At 70.7% G+C, this 17,254-nt stretch carries 17 protein-coding genes; 8 read left to right on the top strand and 9 right to left on the bottom strand.

Going from position 1 to position 17,254, the window contains the following annotated elements:
- Nucleotides 1-580: 580 nt before the first annotated feature.
- On the bottom strand, nt 581-1,231 hold the full coding sequence (locus ACWC5O_RS18170) for a DNA-3-methyladenine glycosylase (RefSeq protein WP_450588271.1): 651 nt from the start codon (nt 1,229-1,231) through the stop codon (nt 581-583).
- Between the two features lie 138 nt (nt 1,232-1,369).
- Here ACWC5O_RS18170 and ACWC5O_RS18175 point away from each other — a divergent pair, with 138 nt between their 5' ends.
- From ACWC5O_RS18175 to ACWC5O_RS18185, 3 genes are all read left to right on the top strand, one after another.
- A complete protein-coding gene (locus tag ACWC5O_RS18175; protein WP_450588273.1) occupies nt 1,370-2,152 on the top strand; it encodes a sporulation protein in 783 nt (260 codons plus the stop codon).
- 40 nt (nt 2,153-2,192) lie between these two features.
- Entirely contained in the window at nt 2,193-2,732 is a 540-nt protein-coding gene (locus ACWC5O_RS18180) for a YbhB/YbcL family Raf kinase inhibitor-like protein (RefSeq protein ID WP_450588275.1), read from the top strand.
- A gap of 168 nt (nt 2,733-2,900) precedes the next feature.
- A complete protein-coding gene (locus ACWC5O_RS18185) occupies nt 2,901-3,407 on the top strand; it encodes an HNH endonuclease (protein ID WP_450588277.1) in 507 nt (168 codons plus the stop codon).
- Nucleotides 3,408-3,461: 54 nt separating this feature from the next.
- Here the strand turns inward: ACWC5O_RS18185 and ACWC5O_RS18190 are convergent, their stop codons facing one another.
- The 3 genes from ACWC5O_RS18190 to ACWC5O_RS18200 all read right to left on the bottom strand — a co-directional run bounded on the left by ACWC5O_RS18190 (nt 3,462) and on the right by ACWC5O_RS18200 (nt 5,819).
- Nucleotides 3,462-4,424: an SPFH domain-containing protein gene (locus ACWC5O_RS18190; RefSeq protein WP_450588279.1), complete on the bottom strand. Its 963-nt coding sequence runs from the start codon at nt 4,422-4,424 to the stop codon at nt 3,462-3,464.
- Between the two features lie 110 nt (nt 4,425-4,534).
- A complete protein-coding gene (locus tag ACWC5O_RS18195) occupies nt 4,535-4,966 on the bottom strand; it encodes an NfeD family protein (protein ID WP_450588280.1) in 432 nt (143 codons plus the stop codon).
- 61 nt (nt 4,967-5,027) lie between these two features.
- The gene (locus ACWC5O_RS18200) at nt 5,028-5,819 is read right to left on the bottom strand and encodes an ABC transporter ATP-binding protein (protein WP_450588281.1); all 792 of its coding nucleotides are present in this window, start codon (nt 5,817-5,819) and stop codon (nt 5,028-5,030) included.
- 151 nt (nt 5,820-5,970) lie between these two features.
- Here ACWC5O_RS18200 and ACWC5O_RS18205 point away from each other — a divergent pair, with 151 nt between their 5' ends.
- Nucleotides 5,971-6,762, top strand: coding sequence for a hypothetical protein (locus tag ACWC5O_RS18205; protein WP_450588283.1), 792 nt, complete (start codon nt 5,971-5,973; stop codon nt 6,760-6,762).
- A gap of 57 nt (nt 6,763-6,819) precedes the next feature.
- Here the strand turns inward: ACWC5O_RS18205 and ACWC5O_RS18210 are convergent, their stop codons facing one another.
- From ACWC5O_RS18210 to ACWC5O_RS18225, 4 genes are all read right to left on the bottom strand, one after another.
- On the bottom strand, nt 6,820-7,059 hold the full coding sequence (locus tag ACWC5O_RS18210; protein WP_450588285.1) for a chaplin: 240 nt from the start codon (nt 7,057-7,059) through the stop codon (nt 6,820-6,822).
- A gap of 180 nt (nt 7,060-7,239) precedes the next feature.
- Nucleotides 7,240-7,485: a chaplin gene (locus ACWC5O_RS18215; protein ID WP_450588286.1), complete on the bottom strand. Its 246-nt coding sequence runs from the start codon at nt 7,483-7,485 to the stop codon at nt 7,240-7,242.
- A 171-nt stretch (nt 7,486-7,656) separates the two neighbouring features.
- A complete protein-coding gene (locus tag ACWC5O_RS18220; RefSeq protein ID WP_450588288.1) occupies nt 7,657-8,298 on the bottom strand; it encodes a response regulator in 642 nt (213 codons plus the stop codon).
- Nucleotides 8,291-9,469, bottom strand: coding sequence for a GAF domain-containing sensor histidine kinase (locus ACWC5O_RS18225; protein WP_450588289.1), 1,179 nt, complete (start codon nt 9,467-9,469; stop codon nt 8,291-8,293). Before ACWC5O_RS18225 ends, ACWC5O_RS18220 begins: the two co-directional genes overlap by 8 nt.
- Nucleotides 9,470-9,697: 228 nt before the next feature.
- Between ACWC5O_RS18225 and ACWC5O_RS18230 the strand changes: the two genes are divergently transcribed.
- The 3 genes from ACWC5O_RS18230 to ACWC5O_RS18240 all read left to right on the top strand — a co-directional run bounded on the left by ACWC5O_RS18230 (nt 9,698) and on the right by ACWC5O_RS18240 (nt 12,517).
- The gene (locus tag ACWC5O_RS18230; protein ID WP_450588291.1) at nt 9,698-10,393 is read left to right on the top strand and encodes an SDR family NAD(P)-dependent oxidoreductase; all 696 of its coding nucleotides are present in this window, start codon (nt 9,698-9,700) and stop codon (nt 10,391-10,393) included.
- Nucleotides 10,390-11,436, top strand: a complete 1,047-nt coding sequence (locus ACWC5O_RS18235; protein WP_450588292.1) for an S-adenosylmethionine:tRNA ribosyltransferase-isomerase — start codon at nt 10,390-10,392, stop codon at nt 11,434-11,436. Before ACWC5O_RS18230 ends, ACWC5O_RS18235 begins: the two co-directional genes overlap by 4 nt.
- A 337-nt stretch (nt 11,437-11,773) precedes the next feature.
- Nucleotides 11,774-12,517, top strand: a complete 744-nt coding sequence (locus tag ACWC5O_RS18240) for a transglycosylase SLT domain-containing protein (RefSeq protein ID WP_450588294.1) — start codon at nt 11,774-11,776, stop codon at nt 12,515-12,517.
- A gap of 82 nt (nt 12,518-12,599) precedes the next feature.
- Here the strand turns inward: ACWC5O_RS18240 and ACWC5O_RS18245 are convergent, their stop codons facing one another.
- Nucleotides 12,600-15,131 (bottom strand): FHA domain-containing protein, encoded by a 2,532-nt coding sequence (locus tag ACWC5O_RS18245; protein ID WP_450588559.1) that lies wholly within the window; start codon nt 15,129-15,131, stop codon nt 12,600-12,602.
- A gap of 241 nt (nt 15,132-15,372) precedes the next feature.
- Here ACWC5O_RS18245 and ACWC5O_RS18250 point away from each other — a divergent pair, with 241 nt between their 5' ends.
- Nucleotides 15,373-17,133 carry a streptophobe family protein gene (locus ACWC5O_RS18250; RefSeq protein ID WP_450588296.1) on the top strand — a complete coding sequence of 587 codons (1,761 nt, stop codon included), beginning with the start codon at nt 15,373-15,375 and terminating at the stop codon, nt 17,131-17,133.
- Nucleotides 17,134-17,254: the final 121 nt, after the last annotated feature.

Consider the following 17,254-nt stretch of genomic DNA (forward strand, 5'->3'; position numbering starts at 1 on the left):
TGAGCACACACGAGAGCGGTGCGAGAGGAGGAATAGTCCTCTCGCACACAGCGTCCTCGCTGTGTTATTTCAAAGGAACCTCGTCCCAGCCGTGATGGCCGGAGACGGGGTATCAACATATCTGGCGTTGATTTTTGGCACGCTGTTGAGTTCTCAAGGAACGGTCGCTTCCTTTGTACTCACCCTCTCGGGCTTTCCTCCGGGCTTCCCTTCGGTGTTTCCGACTCTATCAGATCTTTTCTCGATCCGATTTCCTCGGTGCTTTCCAGGTTTCCGCTCTCGCGGTTTCCTTTCCGGCGGTTCCGACTCTATCAGACCCTTTCGGCGCCCGATTCCCGGTCGGCGGGTTTGTCTTGGGTTTTCGAGCTTTCGCTCGTCGGCCTTTCGACATTCACTACGCTAGCCGATTCCCTCGGCAACTCATAATCGAGTCTCGGGTTCGAATTCGGGCACGCGGGCGCGCCAGAATCGACCCCGTTGAGGGGTTGTAGCTGAGTAGTGGGTTGGCCGCTCCGGCTGCAGGCGATCGCCGTACCCGGTTCAGCGGCTCGGGCTACATTACGCACCTTGCAAGGGCGCGTCAACTTGAGCGGCGCCTTGGCGCATGGGCCCGATAGGGGCTCACCGTCGGGTCGTTGTCCACCCAGAAACGCCAGGGGTGGACCTCGCCGTTGCCGCCGTCGCCGGCGACTCCGGTGCGCGGACCGCTGCGTACCTGGTCAGGGGCCACAGGAGTGCCGGTCAGCATCCTCAGTGGTGTCTCACCGGATGCGCACGCGTCCGTGCCGTCCAGGGCGCGGTCGACCCCCAGAGCCATGGCCAGGCGAGCCGGGCCCTTGGCCAGTTCCTTGTCGCTCCGGGCCGAAAGTCGACGTTTGCGAGCCAGTTCGGTGCCCTCGATGACTTCACCGGCCCGGAGCAGAACGGCGCTCGCCCTGCCCTCGGGTCCGCAGACCAGGTTCATGCAATGCCACATGCCGTAGGTGAAGTAGACGTACACGTGTCCGGGGGGACCGAACATCACTTCGTTGCGGGCGGTGCGGCCACGGTAGGCATGGGAGCCGGGGTCGTTCGGGCCGTCGTACGCCTCCACTTCCGTGAGGCGCACGGCGATCGGGCCGTCGGGGGTCGTGCGGACCAGGATGCGGCCGAGGAGGTCGGGGGCGACGTCCAGGACGGGGCGGTCGAAGAACTCTCGGCGCAGTGGCGTACGGTCCGGGGGCGCGATCATGCCGTCCGAGCGTAGTCCAGAGGGTTCCGGCCCAAGGGGTGGTCAAGGTTCGCTCCCCTTGCCAGGGTGTGGCCTCGGAACCGGTCGTGACCGGATCGCGTTTGTACGGGTCGAGGGTCCATTCGTAAAGGGAGAGTCATGGCGTTCAAGAAGCTGCTCGCGAGCCTCGGGGCCGGCGGGGCCTCGGTCGAGACGGTGCTGACCGAGACCAACGTCGTACCGGGCGGTGTGGTCCAGGGCGAGGTGCGGATCCAGGGCGGGTCCGTGAACCAGGACATCGAGGGTCTGTCGGTCGGGCTGCAGGCGCGGGTCGAGGTCGAGAGCGGCGACCAGGAGTACAAGCAGGACATCGAGTTCACCAAGGTGCGGCTCGGTGGTGCCTTCGAGCTGCAGGCGGGGGCCGTGCACGCGGTGCCGTTCGGCCTGGAGATCCCCTGGGAGACGCCGGTCACGATGATCGACGGGCAGGCCCTGCGCGGGATGCACATCGGGGTGACCACCGAACTGGCGATCGCCCGTGCCGTGGACTCCTCCGACCTGGACCCGGTCAACGTGCACCCGCTGCCGGCGCAGAAGGCGATCCTGGACGCCTTCATCCAGCTGGGCTTCCGCTTCAAGAACGCGGACATGGAGCGCGGCCACATCCGGGGTACGCGGCAGCGGCTGCCGTTCTACCAGGAGATCGAGTTCTACCCGCCGTCGCAGTACCGGGGCCTGAACCAGGTCGAGCTGAGCTTCGTGGCCGACGAGCACGCCATGGACGTCGTCCTGGAGATGGACAAGAAGCCGGGTCTGTTCAGCGAGGGCTCGGACACCTTCCGCTCCTTCCAGGTGGGTCTGAACGACTTCCACGGGACCGACTGGGCGGCTTACCTCAACCAGTGGCTGTCCGAGGTCGGCAGCAAGCGCAACTGGTTCTAGGCTCTGACCTACTGAACGAGAACGATCAGGAGGTACCGAGGTGACCGAGCTCAAGCGGCGGCCGCTCCCCCACGACTTCCATCCGCCCGTGCCGTCGTTCACGGTGACGAGTGAGGACATCGAGGAGGGCGCGACGCTGGGGAGCGCTCAGGTCTACGCCGAGGGGAACACCTCGCCGCAGCTGCGGTGGGAGGGCTTCCCCGCGGAGACCAAGAGCTTCGCCGTGACCTGCTACGACCCTGACGCGCCGACCGGCAGCGGGTTCTGGCACTGGGTCCTGTTCGACATCCCCGCCTCGGTGACGGAGCTGCCGGCCGGTGCGGGCGGCGGCAAGTTCGAGGGCCTGCCCGAGGGCGCGGTGCACGTGCGCAACGACTACGGGTCGAAGGACTTCGGCGGTGCCGCTCCGCCGCCCGGGGACGGCCCGCACCGGTACGTGTTCACGGTGTACGCCGTGGACCAGGAGAAGCTCGGCCCGAACGCGGACGTCTCTCCGGCCGTCGTCGGCTTCAATCTGCGCTTCCACGCGCTCGCGCGTGCCCAGCTCATCGGCGAGTACGAGAACCCCGCCAAGGGCTGACGCAGCGCACTGATTCAGCCAAGCGTTCATGGAACGTTTGCCCGCCTCCGGTCTTGGAAGTGATCGGAGGCGGGCATTTTTTTATTGCGTTGTCCATCTCGGCGCGCCCGTCCAGAGTTGATCCAAGCCCGCCGGGGGGTGGGCAGGTGCACACGGGAGGTGGGCTGGATGCGTGACACGTTGGTCCTGAACGCGAGCTTCGAGCCGCTGTCGACGGTGACTCTGAACCGAGCGGTCGTCCTGGTCCTGCAGGACAAGGCCGTCGTCGAGCAGGCCCACCCCGAACTGCGCATGCGCGGTGCCGATGTGGACATACCCGCGCCCCAGGTGATCAGACTGTGCAGGTACGTACGGGTGCCGTTCCGAAGACAAGCTCCGTGGTCGAGGCGGGGGGTGCTGGTCCGGGACCGGCACCGGTGCGCGTACTGCGGACGCAGGGCGACGACCGTGGACCATGTGCTGCCGCGGTCGCAGGGTGGGCAGGACACGTGGCTGAATACGGTCGCCGCGTGTGCGGAGGACAATCACCGGAAGGCCAATCGGACTCCGGAGGAGGCCGGGATGGCCTTGCTTCGGGAGCCGTTCGAGCCGACTCCCGCGGATGCGATGCTCTTGGCCCTGGGGCAGGAGGAGTTCGCCGCGCTTCCTGAGTGGCTCGCTCGGGACGCGGCCTAGTCGTCTGACGCGCCCCTGCAGGGGCGCGTCAGGAACCGGCGACGTGAAGAACTGTCAGTCGATGCTCGGCTTCTCGCGGCGCTCCGAGCTGGGGCCGTTGTTCTGGGGCGGGACGGTGTTGCCGCCGCCCAGGCCGCCGCCCAGGGGACCGAAATTGCCCATGGCGCCTGAGAGGCCCTTGAGGGCGTCGCCGATCTCGCTGGGGACGATCCAGAGCTTGTTGGCGTCCCCCTCGGCGATCTTCGGCAGCATCTGCAGGTACTGGTAGCTGAGCAGCTTCTGGTCCGGGTCGCCGGCGTGGATCGCCTCGAAGACCGTACGGACGGCCTGGGCCTCGCCCTCGGCGCGCAGGGCGGCGGCCTTGGCCTCACCCTCGGCGCGTAGGATCTGGGACTGCTTCTCACCCTCGGCGGTGAGGATGGCTGCCTGGCGCGTACCTTCCGCGGTGAGGATCGCCGCGCGCTTGTCACGGTCGGCGCGCATCTGCTTCTCCATCGAGTCCTGGATGGAGGTGGGCGGCTCGATGGCCTTCAGCTCGACGCGGTTGACGCGGATGCCCCACTTGCCGGTGGCCTCGTCGAGCACGCCGCGCAGGGCCGCGTTGATCTCCTCGCGGGAGGTCAGGGTGCGTTCGAGGTCCATGCCGCCGATGATGTTGCGGAGCGTGGTGACCGTGAGCTGCTCGATGGCCTGGATGTAGCTGGCGACCTCGTAGGTGGCCGCCCTCGCGTCCGTGACCTGGTAGTAGATGACCGTGTCGATGTTCACGACCAGGTTGTCCTGGGTGATCACCGGCTGGGGCGGGAACGGTACGACCTGTTCGCGCAGGTCGATGCGGTTGCGGATGGTGTCGATGAACGGGACCACGATGTTGAGGCCCGCGTTGAGTGTCCGCGTGTAGCGGCCGAAGCGCTCGACGATGGCGGCGCTGGCCTGTGGGATGACCTGGATGGTCTTGATCAGGGCGATGAAGACCAACACCACCAGAATGACCAGGACGATGATGACCGGTTCCATCGTGTTCCCCGTACCCCTCTCCGCCTCGGCACCGTGGCAGATCTTGTGGTTGTTGAAGATCTTGCTCGTCGAGTCTGGCAGACCGTCGCCCAACTCGTGGGTCAGATGACTCAGATGACGATCGCGGTGGCCCCCTCGATGTCCACGACGTCCACTTCCTGGCCGACTTCGTAGACGCGGCCGGTGTCCAGTGCGCGGGCCGACCAGATCTCTCCGGCGAGCTTGATCCGGCCGCCGGAGCCATCGACGCGCTCCAGGACGACTGCCTGCTTGCCTTTCAAGGCATCGACGCCGGTGGCGAGTTGGGGCAGCTGTCTGCCGTGCCGGGCCGCGATGGGGCGGACGACGGCGATGAGGGCGACCGAGACGACGACGAAGGCGAGCACCTGGACCACGGCGTCGAAACCCAGGCCGGCGACGACCGCGGCCGCGACGGCTCCCACCGCGAGCATGCCGAACTCCGGCATCGCGGTGACCACGAGCGGGATTCCGAGCGCCGCCGCGCCGACGAGCCACCACACCCATGCGGAGATGTCGTTCACATGGTCATGGTAGGACCGCGGTCGGGCGGCGGACAGGGCGCGAACAAGGAGCGGGGCGGCGTCAGGACAGCGGCAGGCCCTGAGCGGTCCAGCGGTCACCGACCTGCTCGACGACGAGCGGCAGGCCGAAGCAGACGGAGAGGTTACGGGACGTCAGTTCCAGCTCGATCGGGCCCGCGGCGAGAACCTTGCCCTGGCGGATCATCAGGACGTGGGTGAAGCCGGGGGCGATCTCCTCGACGTGGTGGGTGACCATGATCATCGAGGGGGCGATGGGGTCGCGGGCGAGCCGGCCGAGGCGGCGGACCAGGTCCTCGCGGCCGCCGAGGTCGAGGCCGGCGGCGGGCTCGTCGAGCAGGAGCAGCTCGGGGTCGGTCATCAGGGCGCGGGCGATGAGGGTGCGCTTGCGCTCGCCCTCGGAGAGGGTGCCGAACCGGCGCTCGAGGTAGTCGCTCATGCCGAGGCGGTCGAGGAAGGCGCGGGCGCGCTGCTCGTCGACCTCGTCGTACTCCTCCTGCCAGTGGGCCGTCATGCCGTACGCGGCGGTCAGCACGGTCTCGAGGACGGTCTGGCGCTTGGGGAGCTTGTCGGCCATGGCGATGCCGGCGATGCCGATGCGCGGGCGCAGGTCGAAGACGTCGACCTTGCCGAGGGTGTCGCCGAGGATGGTGGCGGTGCCCTTGCTGGGGTAGAGGTAGCTGGAGGCGACGTTCAGGAGGGTGGTCTTGCCGGCGCCGTTGGGGCCGAGGATGACCCAGCGCTCACCCTCCTTGACCGACCAGGAGACCTGGTCCACCAGAGCCCGGCCCTCGCGGACCACGGATACGTCCTGAAGCTCCAGAACATCGCTCATGAGCGCGTTGTCTCCCCTTGCAGTGTGCCGGTCTCGGCTGTCGCGTACGCCTGTGGGCTCGGTCCGCCGCGCCGGTGGGCGCAGCCCCCCATGAAATCTACGCCACGAGTGCGCCGCTCCATTCCATCGGTCCGGTCCTTAGGGTGGAGGCATGCTCTCGGAACCGCGTTCAGGACGCCTTGCCGCTTGGGGAAATGCCCTTTTGGCCGGACTTGTCTCTCCGGATGACGCCGTACTCGCCATCGTGGGCGAGGACGTGGTGCACCGGGTCGAGGGGCTGCCGGGTGAGCCGGCGCCGGTCGGGCTCACGCTCGCGCTCGGGCGGCTGCGGACGCTGGGGGTGACCGGCCTGCGGATCGCGCTCCCCGCGCCCGGTCATCCGCTGGGGCTGAGCGGGCCCCCGGAGTTCAATGCGCGGGCGCTGGAGGCCGAGGAGGCGGTGGTCTGCTTCGGCGCCGCCTTCGGGCTGGTTCCGGAGGTGTACGCGGCCGGGCCCGAGGGTGATGTGCATGTCGAGGTGGTCTGGCATGTGCTGCCGGTGCGGGAGGCGCCGCCCGCCGACGTGCCGTCGCTGGGCGAGGCGGAGCGGGAGCTGGCGGAGGCCTTGCGGGACGCGACCGACGTGCTGTCGAAGCTGGATGTCGCCGGGTCGGGTCCGGTGGCGGAGGCGGCGATCGACGCGTACCGGGCGCGGTCCGAGCGGGGGCGGGAGGTGCTGGCGCCCGGGTACCCGCCGCGTGCGGTGCGGGTGTTGGAGCTGGCCCAGCGGGTGGGGCTGCTGGTGTCCCTGGCCTACGGCAACGGGCACGGGGGTGCGGTCAGCTCCACCGAGATGGCGGCGCGGTCCGCGGCGCTGCGGCCGGTCGAGCGAACGGCCCGGCGGGCGCAGGTGGCGGCCTACAACTCCATCGTGGAGGAGCGGGAGCGGGAGCGGGGTCGCTGAGCAGGCAGAGGCTCCCCGAGTCGGTCGGTCGGGGAGCTCTCTCGGCTGCTTGCCGCCTCAGCCGTTGGCCGTCGTATTGCCGAAGGCCGGGTTCAGGGCGCCGATCACGTTGGCGGTCACGCCGGTGACGTTGACCGGGACGTGGACCGGGACCTGGGCGACGTTGCCCGAGCCGACACCCGGGGACGTCGTGGCCGCGCCGCTCGCGGTCGAGTCGGCGATGGCGGCTCCGGCGGAGGCGCCTGCGGCGATGCCGGCGACGGTCAGGGCGAGGGCGGCCTTCTTGGCGATGTTCATGGAACGGGTTCCTCCTGCGTGTGCGGGTCCGACCCGGCCGTGGGTCGTGCGCTGATCAACGCCGGAGTCCTCGCCGGGGTGCGGGGTCCGCACGTCGAGCCCCCGTTCAGGCCACTCGGATGAAAACCGGACAGGCCTCCCGGTGGGCCCGGGAGGCCTGAGGTCGTCAGTGGCCGTGCCTCACCGGTTGAGGCCGAGGTTGCCGAAGGCCGGGTTCAGCACACCGATGACGTTCACGCTGTTGCCGGACACGTTCACCGGGACGTGCACCGGGGCCTGGACGACGTTGCCCGAGCCGACACCCGGAGAGCCGTGGGCCGCACCGCCGGCCCAGGCTCCGTCCGTGGCGGAGGCCATCCCCGCACCGGCGGCCACCAGACCACCGGCCACCATCGTCACGGCCGCTGCCTTCTTCAGGTTCTTCACTGTCTGAGCCCTCCTTGGCGTTCGCCGCGGCGGTTCACCGCGGCACGCACTGGAGAACGGCGGAGATCACCGGAGGATGCGCCATCCGGGTGACATTCCCACGACGGTATGAATCTCAGTCCGGAACGGAACCTTCCGAGTTGCCGTGCGTGAGGCGTTGGGGAGGGCGTTTCAGCCGGTCACGCCATGGCGTACGGCCCACAGGGCGGCCTGGGTGCGGTCGGCGAGGTCCAGTTTCATCAGGATGTTGGAGACGTGCGTCTTGACGGTCTTCTCGGACAGCACGAGGGCACGGGCGATCTCCCGGTTGGAGCGGCCGTCGGCGATCAGGCCGAGCACCTCGCGCTCCCGTTCGGTGAGCGACCCCGCTCGTCCCTGCCCCGAGTTGGCCTCCTCCTGGGAGAGCAGGGCGCCGGCGACCTCGGGCTGGAGCAGGATGTGCCCGGCGTGCACGGAGCGGATGGCGCCGGCCAGCGCGTCGGGGTCCACGTCCTTGTAGACGTACCCGGCGGCGCCCGCGCGCAGGGCCGGGACGACCGTGCGCTGCTCGGTGAAGCTGGTGACGATCAGCACGCGCGCGGGGTTGTCCAGTTCACGGAGTCTGCGCAGGGCGTCGATGCCGTCCATGCCCGGCATCTTGACGTCCATGAGGACGACGTCGGGCCGCAGCTCCTCGGCACGGGCGACTCCCTCGGCGCCGTCGGCGGCCTCGCCGACGACCTCGATGTCGTCCTGCACCTCCAGGAAGGTGCGCAGGCCCCGGCGGACGACCTGGTGGTCGTCGACGAGCAGCACCTTGATCGCGTCAGCCACCGGGGACCTCCATCTCGATCGTGGTGCCCTTGCCGGGCGCCGATTCCACGGTCAGCGTGCCGCCGACGCCGCTCGCCCGGTCCCGCATCGAGACCAGGCCCAGGTGGCGTCCGGCACGGCGGACCGACCGCGGGTCGAAGCCGCTGCCGTCGTCGCTGACGCGCAGCACGGCTCCGCCGCCGCGCCGGTCCACGGTCACGTCGACGTGCTCGGCACCGGAGTGGCGCAGGGCGTTGTGCAGGGCTTCCTGGGCGACCCTGAGCAGGGCCTCCTCCTGGGCGGCCGGCAGGGCGCGGAAGCCGTTGCTGGCGAAGGTGACGCGCGCGGTGTGGGCGCGGTCGAGGACCTGTGTCTGGGTGCGCAGGGTGGCGATCAGGCCGTCCTCGTCCAGGGCGGCGGGACGCAGCTCCACCACGGCGGCGCGCAGTTCGTCGGCAGCCTCGGCGGCGAGCGCGGCGACCTGGTGCAGCTCGCCCTTGGCGCGGGCGGGGTCGCGGGCGATCAGCGCGGCCGCGGCCTGGGCGGTCAGGCGCAGGGAGAAGAGCTTCTGGCTGACCGCGTCGTGCAGCTCGTGGGCGAGGCGGGAACGCTCCTCGGCGATGGTCAGCTCGCGGCTGCGCTCGTAGAGACGGGCGTTGGTGAGGGCGATCGCGGCGTGCTGGGCGAGGATGGAGAGCAGCTCCTCGTCCTCCTCGGTGAAACCGCAACTGCCTTCCGGTTTGGGGCACGGGGGGTGTGGGGGGTCTCCCCCCACAGAGCGCAGCTTGTTGGCCAGGAAGAGGGCGCCGATGACCTCGTCGCCGTCCCTGATCGGCAGGCCCAGGAAGTCGGACATCTCCGGGTGGGCGGACGGCCAGCCCTCGAAGCGCGGGTCCTTGCGCACGTCGGCGAGGCGCTCGGGCCGGGCCTCCTGCAGCATCGCGGCGAGGATGCCGTGCTGGCGGGGCAGCGGGCCGATGGCCTTCCACTGGGCGTCGCTGACGCCGTCGACGACGAACTGGGCGAAGCCGCCGTGGTCGTCGGGGACGCCGAGGGCGGCGTACTGCGCGTCGAGCAGCTCGCGGGCGGAGGCGACGATCGTCTTGAGGACGTCGCGCACCTCCAGATGCCTGCTCATGGCCAGCAGCGCGGAACTCACCGCGGCGAGGCCGGACCGGGGGCCTTGACTCATGTCCTCACGGTACCGGCGGGGTGTGACAGTACGGATCGGACCGGTGACGGCCGGGTCCGGTCCGATGGACCTAGGTCCGGTGAGGTAGGTCTCCGGCCCGGCGACGTGCGGCGTACGTCGAAGGGCCCCGCCGCATTGCGGCCCGCGTCCGAGGCGGTGCGGGGGGTGCCGTTCCTACGTTGTGATCACCGCTCCGACGGAGCGGCAAGCGACGAGGGGACGGTTGTCATGCCGGTAGCGATCATCACGGGGGCCTCCAAGGGCCTGGGGCGGGCGCTCGCCGAGGCGCTGGCCGCGCGGGGCTGGGACCTGGTCCTCGACGCCCGCGGCGCGGGGCCCCTGGGGGAGGCCGCGCAGGCGGTCGCCGGGCGCGGTGCGCGGGTGGAGGCGCTGCCCGGGGACGTCACGGACGCCGGGCACCGGGCCGAGCTGGTGGCCGCCGCGCGGAAGCTGGGCGGCGTCGACCTGGTGGTGAGCAACGCGAGCGCGCTGGGTGCCGAGCCGCTGGTGCGGCTGGCGGAGCTGCCCCTCACGGGGCTGCGGCGGGCGCTGGAGGTGAACGTGGTGGCGGCGCTGGGCCTGGTCCAGGAGGCGCTGCCACTGCTGCGGGAGTCGCCGGCGGGCGCGGTCGTCGCGGTCAGCTCGGACGCGGCGGTGGAGGCGTACGAGACGTGGGGTGGCTACGGCGCCTCGAAGGCGGCCCTTGACCAGCTCGCCGCGGTGCTCGGCGCGGAGGAGCCGGGGCTCCGGGTGTGGGCGGTGGACCCCGGGGACATGGCCACGGACCTGTACGTGGCGGCCGTACCGGACGACGACGATCCGCGTCCGGCGCCCGGCAGCGTCGTACCGGCGTTCCTGCGGCTGCTGGAGGAGCGGCCGGCGAGCGGGCGGTATGCGGCGCCGGCCCTGACGGAGGGGCGATGACCATCGCGGTGAAGGTGCCGGAGGAGCTGTCGGCGCGGGTGCCGGCCGAGCAGCGCGGTCCCGGTCTGGACCGGGACGACGTACGGCTGCTGGTGTCGCGCGGCACGGAGGCGACGCACCACGCGTTCGCCGAGTTGCCGCGGCTGCTGCGGGCGGGGGACCTGCTGGTGGTGAACACCTCGCCCACGCTGGCCGCCGCGGTGGACGGGCGGATCGGGCACGCGCGCGTGGTGGTGCACTTCTCGACGCGCGGGGACGACGGGCGGTGGGCGGTCGAGCTGCGGGATCCGGACGGGAGAGGTACCACGCGCGCGCGTGCGGGCAGGCCTGCGGGGAGAGAGGTGTGGCTGCCGGGCGGGGCCCGGCTGGTGCTGGAGGAGCCGCTGAGCGGGCGGGGTGAGCGGCTGTGGTGGGCTCGGGTGTCCGGGGCGGAGGTCCTTCGGGTGCTGCGGGAGCACGGGCGGCCCATCCGCTACTCCTATACGGAGCGGGACCAGCCGCTGTCCGTGTACCAGACGGTGTTCGCGCTGCCCTCGCCGGACGGGGCGGGCAGCGCGGAGATGCCGAGTGCGGCACGGCCCTTCACCGCGCGGCTGGTGGCGGAGCTGGTGAGCCGTGGGGTGCAGTTCGCGCCGATCACGCTGCACACGGGGGTGGCGTCGGCGGAGGCGCACGAGCCGCCGTACCCGGAGCGGTTCGCGGTGCCGGCGGCGTCGGCTCGGCTGATCAACGCCGTGAGGGCGGGTGACGGGCGGGTGATCGCGGTCGGGACGACGGCCGTGCGGGCCGTGGAGTCGGCGACCGGGCCGGACGGGGCGGTGCGGGCGGCCGACGGGTGGACCGACCTGGTGGTCACGCCCGAGCGGGGGGTGCGCGTGGTCGACGGGCTGCTGACCGGGCTGCACGAGCCGGAGGCCTCGCATCTGCTGATGCTGGAGGCGGTCGCGGGGCGGGCCGCGGTCGACCGCGCGTACGAGGAGGCGCTGCGCGGGCTCTATCTGTGGCACGAGTTCGGGGACGTCCACCTCATCCTCCCGGAGTAGAACCCTCACGCAGAGCGTTGCGACGGCAACTCCTGGTGAGACCGTCACGCCTCCGATGTGAGCCCGCACATAGGGCACACATCACGTACGAACGGACATAGGAGATATACCCTCCCGGCACGAACGGGGCAGACGTTCCAGTCTGTCCCGTTTTGCCCTTCCCTGATCCACTATCGAGGATCGTACGTCACACCTTTGCCACGGGATTTTGCGGCCGCTAAGAATTGCTCCCGTCGCTCAGCGCTGCGGGGTTCCCCCCGCGGCGTTCGTGCAGGAGGACCGGATTCCTCCCGCGGACGCAGAGCGACCTCCGCGCTATCCGAAGAGGTCCATCAGCATGCCCAAGAACATCCTCACCCGTGGTCATAGTCGCTCGCTGACCAAGCAGCACAAGATCGCGATCGCCGGTGTCGGCGTCCTCGGCGCCGCCGCTCTCGCCTTCTCGGCCGTCCCCAGCAGCGCCGAGACCATCTCCGCCGGTGCCCCGGCCCAGGCGCCGCAGGTGGCCGCCCAGCCGGCCAAGGACGTCAAGGGCACGCTCACCAGCCAGCTCGCCACGGAGACCGTCAAGCTCGACGCCTTCGCCGCCAAGCAGAAGGCCGCGGTCGACGCCGCCGCCAAGGCGAAGGCCGAGACCGCGGCGAAGCAGAAGGCCGCCGCCGAGGCCGTCAAGAAGGCCGCCCAGGAGCGCGCCGCCAAGGAGGCCGCGAGCCGTTCCGCGCAGCGCCCCCAGATCCAGCTGGTCGCCGCGAAGACCTACGCGAACAACCTCGACGGCTGGATCCGCCAGGCCCTGGACATCATGAAGGCCAAGGGCATCCCGGGCAGCTACAACGGCCTGCACAAGAACATCATGCGGGAGTCGTCCGGCAACCCCATGGCTATCAACAACTGGGACATCAACGCGATCAACGGCATCCCCTCGAAGGGCCTGCTGCAGGTCATCCCGCCGACCTTCAACGCGTACCACGTCGCCGGCACCTCGTGGAACATCTACAACCCGGTCGCCAACATCACCGCCGCCGCCAACTACGCGGCCGACAAGTACGGCTCGATCGACAACGTCAACAGCGCGTACTGAGGCAGCGCGGACCTCTGACGACGCAACGCCGAAGGGCGGCACCCCGTGAGGGGGTGCCGCCCTTCGCGTCGTACAGGCGCGGTTACTTCCGCATGACCTCAGGCTCGTGCCGGCGCAGGAAGCGGGCGACGAAGAAGCCGCAGACCACACCGAGGACGATCAGCGCGAACATGTCCAGGCCCCAGGCCGAGGCCTCGTGGTTCCACAGCGGATCCGTGCTGCTCGGGTCGTCGGTGTTCGGCGCGATGTTGTTGAAGTCCAGCGTGGTGCCCGCGGCGGCCACCGCCCAGCGCGACGGCATCAGGTACGAGAACTCGTTGACGCCGAGGGTGCCGTGCAGGGTGAAGAGGCAGCCGGTGAAGACGACCTGGATGATCGCGAACATCACCAGCAGCGGCATGGTCTTCTCGGCGGTCTTCACCAGCGAGGAGATCACCAGGCCGAACATCATCGAGGTGAAGCCGAGCGCCATGATCGGCAGGCACAGCTCGAACAGCGTCGACTTGCCGAGGACGAGCCCCTCGTCCGGGATCTCCCGGCTGGAGAAGCCGATCACGCCGACCATCAGGCCCTGTAGCACGGTGACCGCGCCCAGGACGACCACCTTCGACATCAGGTAGGCCGACCGGGACAGGCCGGTCGCGCGCTCCCGCTCGTAGATGACCCGTTCCTTGATCAGCTCACGCACCGAGTTGGCCGCACCGGCGAAGCACGCGCCGACCGCGAGGATCAGCAGCACCGTGGTGGCCGTACCGTTCGGGACGTGCGCGCCGGTGCGCGGGTTGACCGCCTCGTTGACCAGCAGGCCCCGGTTGTGGTCGATCAGCAGGCTGACCGCGCCGAGCACCGCCGGCAGGATCACCGTCAGCGCCAGGAATCCCTTGTCGGAGGCGATGACCGCCACGTACCGCCGGATCAGGGTCATCAGCTGCGAACCCCAGCCCTGCGGCTTGGGCGGCTTCATCGCCTGCGGCGGAGGCATGTGTACGGACTGCGGGGCGACGGCGTCGATGTCCGCGGCGTACATCTGGTAGTGCTGCGAGCCCTTCCAGCGGCCCGCCCAGTCGTACTCACGGTAGTTCTCGAAGGCGGAGAAGACGTCGGCCCAGGTGTCGTAGCCGAAGAAGTTCAGCGCCTCCTCCGGCGGGCCGAAGTAGGCGACCGCGCCGCCCGGGGCCATCACCAGGAGCTTGTCGCAGATCGCCAGCTCGGCCACGGAGTGGGTGACCACGAGGACCGTGCGGCCGTCGTCGGCCAGGCCCCGCAGCAGCTGCATGACGTCGCGGTCCATGCCCGGGTCGAGGCCCGAGGTCGGCTCGTCCAGGAAGATCAGCGACGGCTTGGTGAGCAGCTCCAGGGCCACCGAGACACGCTTGCGCTGGCCACCGGAGAGGGAGGTGACCTTCTTGTCCTTGTGGATGTCGAGCTTCAGCTCGCGCAGCACCTCGTCGATGCGGGCGTCGCGCTCCTGGGCCGTGGTGTCGGCGGGGAAGCGCAGCTTGGCCGCGTACTTGAGGGCCTTCTTGACGGTCAGCTCCTTGTGCAGGATGTCGTCCTGCGGGACCAGACCGATGCGCTGGCGCAGCTCGGCGAACTGCTTGTAGAGGTTGCGGTTGTCGTACAGCACCTCGCCCTGGTTGGCGGGCCGGTAGCCGGTGAGCGCCTTCAGCAGGGTCGACTTGCCGGAACCGGACGGGCCGATGACCGCGATCAGCGACTTCTCCGGGACGCCGAAGGAGACGTCCTTCAGGATCTGCTTGCCGCCGTCGACCGTGACGGTCAGGTGGCGCGCGGAGAAGGAGACCTCACCGGTGTCGACGAACTCCTCGAGGCGGTCGCCGACGATGCGGAAGGTCGAGTGGCCGACACCGACGATGTCGTTCGGGCCGAGCTGTACCGAGCCGCCCTTGGCGATCGGCTGACCGTTGACGTAGGTGCCGTTGTGCGAGCCCAGGTCGCGGATCTCGAAACGGCCGCCGGGCACCGAGTGGAACTCGGCGTGGTGCCGGGAGACCTGCAGGTCGGAGACGACCAGCTCGTTCTCCAGGGCACGACCGATGCGCATCACGTTGCCGATGGCGAACTGGTGGAAGGTCGTGGGGCTGCGGTCGCCGTGGACCGGCGGCGCCCCCGCGCCACCACCGGGCCCCTTCTGCGCGTACTGCTCGGCCGGGGCGCCCTGCTGCTGCGGGATCGGCGCGACCGGTTGCGGCTGCTGCCAGCCGGCCTGCGGAGCCTGCTGCTGCGGAGCCTGCTGCGCCCAGCCGGCCCCCGCGCCCTGGGCCGCGTACGGCGCGGCCTGCTGCTGAGGCTGAACGGCGACGGCGCCGGACAGGTTCAGGCGCGGTCCGTCGGTCGCGTTGCCGAGGTGCACCGCCGAGCCCGGGCCGATCTCGGTCTGGCCGATCCGCTGGCCCTGCACGAAGGTGCCGTTGGTGCTGCCGTGGTCCTCGATGACCCAACTGCGGCCGTTGAAGCTGACCGTGGCGTGACGCCAGGAGACCCTGGCGTCGTCGAAGACGATGTCACCCTGCGGATCACGTCCGAGGGTGTAAGGCCTGGACGGGTCGAGCGTCCAGGTCTGTCCGTTTGTTTCCAGTACGAGTTCCGGCACTCCATGCCCCACTGAGTTGTCCCCCGAGTTACCCCCATCACAGGGAGTCTAGGGATGTCGAACATCGTGGGGAACTATTTCAGGCGCGGCCCCGTGACCGAAAGTCGGGCCTTGTGGAGGGCGCCCGCACGCGCTTCAACTCGCCCCGTTGACGGGGTTGAAACCGGGCCGGAGAGTGGTAATCCCCCGCGAGGGGGACAAGCGCGGCTGCGGTGCCGCGCCGCGGATCGGGGGGTCTGCCATGAGCGCTGCCACGGGCGTCGAGACCACACGGCACGGCACCTCGCTGCCGTGGACGGACATCCTGCTGTCCGCGATCGCCGCCGTCAGCTGGGCGTTGATAGGGATGGCGGGCACGGCCGCGCTCGGTCTGCATCTGCTGCAGGCGGACGCGGCGGGCTCACTGGGCCCCATGACGGCGGCCGTTGTGGCGCTCGGGGCGGGTGGTTCGGTCTCGCCGTCGGGCGATGTGACCGCTTTCGGGCTGAAGGGTGCCGAGGCCCACACAGCCGTCGAGATCACGCCACTGGGGGTGAGCCTGGTCGGCGCCCTGCTGCTGTCGTGGTTCTTCCTACGGTCCCTGCGCACGGCCGGAGTTGTGATCGCGCCGTCCGAACTCCTCGCGCGCGCGGGCGCGGTGGTCGCCCTCTTCGTGGCCACGCTGGGCGGGCTGGCGTGGGCCGGGCACGACGTCATCACGATCGACGGCGGCTCGCTCGGTCTGGACAAGCTGCCCGGCGGGGGCGGCAAGGGGGGCGGCCTGGACATCCCCGGTCTGGGGGACGTCGGCGGGCTGCTGCCGGACCGGATCGGCGATCTGATCCACGCGAAGGCCGCCGTCGGTTTCACCGTGGACACCGCGCCCACCCTCCTCGGCGGCCTCTGCTGGTCCGCCGGAGTCCTGCTGATCGCCCTGCTCGCCTCCCGGCGCACTCCCCTGCCGCCCGGCTGGGACGCCGTGCACCGGGTCGTGCGGCCGGCCGTGTCGGCGCTCGTCACCGTGCTGCTGGTGGCCGTGGCCACCGGGCTCGCGGCAGCGGCGTACGCGGCGATCGGCGACGACCATCCGCGCCGGATCGCGGGCGCGGCCCTGCTGGGCGCCCCGAACGGGGTGTGGCTCGGCGTCCCGATCGGCCTGTTCGTTCCCTGGGACGGCAAGGCCACCGGCGCACTGGGCACCGTGCTGCCCCACCCTCTCGACCAGCTCCTGAGCGCGCACTCCGACCAGCCCGTCACGGTGGGCCGGCTGGCCGAGCTGGACGGGCGGGTGTGGCTGCTCGTGGTGGCGACGGCGCTGATGATGCTGTTGGCCGGGGTGCTGGCGGCGGTACGGACGCCGCTGCCGGGACAGGGTGGTGCGGCGGGTTTCGCGGGCCGCTGCGCCCTGCGGCTCGGGATCGCGACCGCGCTCACTCTGCCCTCCCTCGCCTGGTTGGCCGACGTCTCGGTGGACGCCTCACTGTCCGTGCTGGGCTTCGACGCCTTCGGCGCGGGCATCGAGCTGCACGGCCACCTGGGCATGGCGCTGCTCCTGGGCGCCCTGTGGGGTGCGGGGGCCGGGGCGGCGGGCGCGCTGCTCGCCTGGGTGGCGGGGGCCGCGGGGGCTCGGGCGGTGGGGCCGGGGCGGGGTGGCGTGCCGGGTGGGGTGCGGGGTGCGGTTCCGGGGTACGGCGGTGAGTCCGGGCGCGCCGCGTACGGCCGTGGGGGCCGGGCCGGACCGTACGTGCCGAGCAGGCCGTACCGGCCCCCGAACCCGGAGACGAACCCCTACCTCCAGGTGCCGGAGCAGTTCCGGGCGGAGCCCGAGGACGTGCGGCCGCCCTCGAACGGGGACGACGTGTACGGCGCCCCCACCGTGGCCCGGCCCCTCGGCCCGCTGCCCCCCGCGCCCCGAGGCCGTCCCGGCGCGCGTCCACGTGATCGCGCGCCGGATACTCCGGACGAGGGGCCGCCGCCCCCTCCGCCGCTGCCGCCGTCTCCGCCCGGCAGGCCCAGGAGGTGAGCCAGGGGCGGCCGTGCGGAGCGGACGCCCTGGTGCTGCCCGTGGCGAGCGCAGGCGTGTCACAGTCGTGGTAGAGCCCGAGCCGTACGCCGGTGGCGCAGCGGGCGCGCCGTCGTCCAGC

The organism is Streptomyces sp. NPDC001450 (genome assembly GCF_053597295.1).